The sequence below is a fragment of the Albidovulum sp. genome (assembly GCF_041919395.1).
Taxonomy (GTDB): domain Bacteria; phylum Pseudomonadota; class Alphaproteobacteria; order Rhodobacterales; family Rhodobacteraceae; genus Albidovulum.
In genome coordinates this window covers 1-1,925 of record NZ_JAYRTX010000195.1, presented here as the reverse complement: position 1 = coordinate 1,925, position 1,925 = coordinate 1, and the positions used below count along the sequence as shown (strand labels likewise).

Annotated in this window: 2 protein-coding genes; both read left to right on the top strand. The window is 72.4% G+C overall.

Features of this window, described 5'->3' with window-relative positions:
• Positions 1 to 563, top strand: a 563-nt coding sequence (locus tag ACMUOO_RS17330) for a M20/M25/M40 family metallo-hydrolase (RefSeq protein ID WP_413855820.1), incomplete at its 5' end; no start/stop codon positions are given.
• Positions 560 to 1,900, top strand: a complete 1,341-nt coding sequence (locus ACMUOO_RS17325) for an NAD(P)/FAD-dependent oxidoreductase (protein WP_413855819.1) — start codon at positions 560 to 562, stop codon at positions 1,898 to 1,900. The genes ACMUOO_RS17330 and ACMUOO_RS17325, both read left to right, overlap by 4 nt.
• Positions 1,901 to 1,925 lie beyond the last annotated feature (25 nt).

Sequence of the window (1,925 nt, the reverse complement as noted above, 5' to 3'; positions counted from 1 at the left end):
CGATCATGGAGGCGGCGAAGCTTATCGACTGGGCGAACGCGCGCAACGCCGCCAACCGCGCCGCCGTGCCCTCTGCGCTCGCCGCGGTCTTCGATCCGCCCTGGACCACCGTGCATGTGGGCCAGATCAGCGGCGGCACCGCGCACAACATCACCGCCGAACACTGCACCTTCGGACTCGATTTCCGCGTCGTTCCGGGCGAGGCCGCAGAGGACTGGGCGCGGGCCTATCAGGCGAAGGTGGCGGAGGTCGAGGCCGGGATGAAGGCCGTCCGGCCCGAGGCGGGCGTCACGCTCGCCCGTGTCTTCGACGTGCCGCCGCTGGTGCCGGAGGAAGGCGGCGCGGCCGAGGCGCTCGCGCGGGCGATCACCGGCGACAACGGCTCCCATGTCGTGAGCTACGGCACCGAGGCCGGGCACTTCCAGAAGGCGGGCTATTCCACGGTGGTCTGCGGGCCGGGCGACATCGTCCAGGCGCATCAGGCGGACGAATACATCGAGGTGGCGGAGTTCGAGGCCGGCTGGCGCTTCATGCAGGCCCTTGTCGGGGGGCTGGCGGCATGACCTTCCCCATCCGCGCGGACAACCCCGCCACCTTCACCGGGCCGCTGCCCGAGGCGGCCGATGTCGTCGTCATCGGCGGCGGCGTGATCGGGGTGATGACCGCCTGGTTCCTCGCCCGGCGCGGGGTGAAGGTGGTCCTCTGCGAGAAGGGCCGCATCGCCGGAGAACAGTCGAGCCGCAACTGGGGCTGGGTCCGCCAGCAGGGGCGGGACCCGGCCGAACTGCCGATCATGATCGAGGCGATGGCGATCTGGAAGGGTCTTTCCGCGGAGGCGGGCGCCGACCTCGGCTTCCGCCAGACCGGAGTGCTCTACCTCGCCAACAAGCCGGCCGATCTCGCCCGTTACGAAGGCTGGATGGTCCATGCCAGGGCACACGGGCTCGACACGCGGATGGTAACCGCGAGCGAGGTCGCGGCGATGCTGCCGAACGCCGCCGGCTGGCTCGGCGGCATCTGGACCGCGTCCGACGCCCGTGCCGAACCCTGGATCGCGGTGCCGCGCATCGCCACGGCGCTTGCGGCGCGGGGCGTGGCGATCCGCGAGGACTGCGCCGTGCGCGCGCTCGACATCGCCGGCGGGCGGATTGCGGGCGTCCTCACCGAACGCGGGCGCATCCGCGCCGACCGGGTGGTTCTGGCGGGCGGCGCCTGGTCCGCGCTCCTTGCGCGGGCGCAGGGGATCGGCTTGCCGCAGCTTTCGGTCCGCGCCACCGTCGCCGCCACCGAGCCGCTGCCGGAGGTCTGGACCGGTGCTGCCGCCGACAGCCATTTCGCCATCCGCCGGCGGGCGGACGGCGGCTACACGCTCGCCCCCGGCCATTTCCACGAATTCTTCATCGGACCCGACGCATTCCGCAACCTCTGGGCGTTCCGGGCCCAGATCCTCAGCGATCTTTCGGGTACCCGCTTCCTGCCCGCCGCGCCGAAGCACTATCCCGATGCCTGGGGAACCCCGCGGCGCTGGTCGCCGGACGGCGAGAGCCCTTTCGAGCGCGTGCGCGTGCTCGACCCCGCCCCGAACCGCGCCGAGATCGAACGGCTCAGGACGCGATTCGCGGCGGCATTCCCGGCTCTCGGCAAACCCGCGATCCGCACCGCCTGGGCCGGGATGATCGACACCATGCCCGATGTGGTGCCGGTGATCGACCACGCGGCCGCGCTGCCGGGGCTGACGATCGCCACCGGCATGTCGGGCCACGGCTTCGGCATCGGGCCGGGTGTGGGCCGGGTCGTCGCCGACCTCGTCGCGGGACTCGCGCCCGGCCACGATCTCGCGCGGTTCCGGCTCGCGCGGTTTTCCGACGGCTCGAGGATCGAGCTCGGCCCCGCGCTCTGAGCGCCTTCGTTGTCGAAGCGCGCCG

Bases quoted from the DNA above. Each gene is read 5' to 3' on its own strand.
- ACMUOO_RS17325 (WP_413855819.1), top strand. From the start codon at position 560: ATGACCTTCCCCATCCGCGCGGACAACCCCGCCACCTTCACCGGGCCG.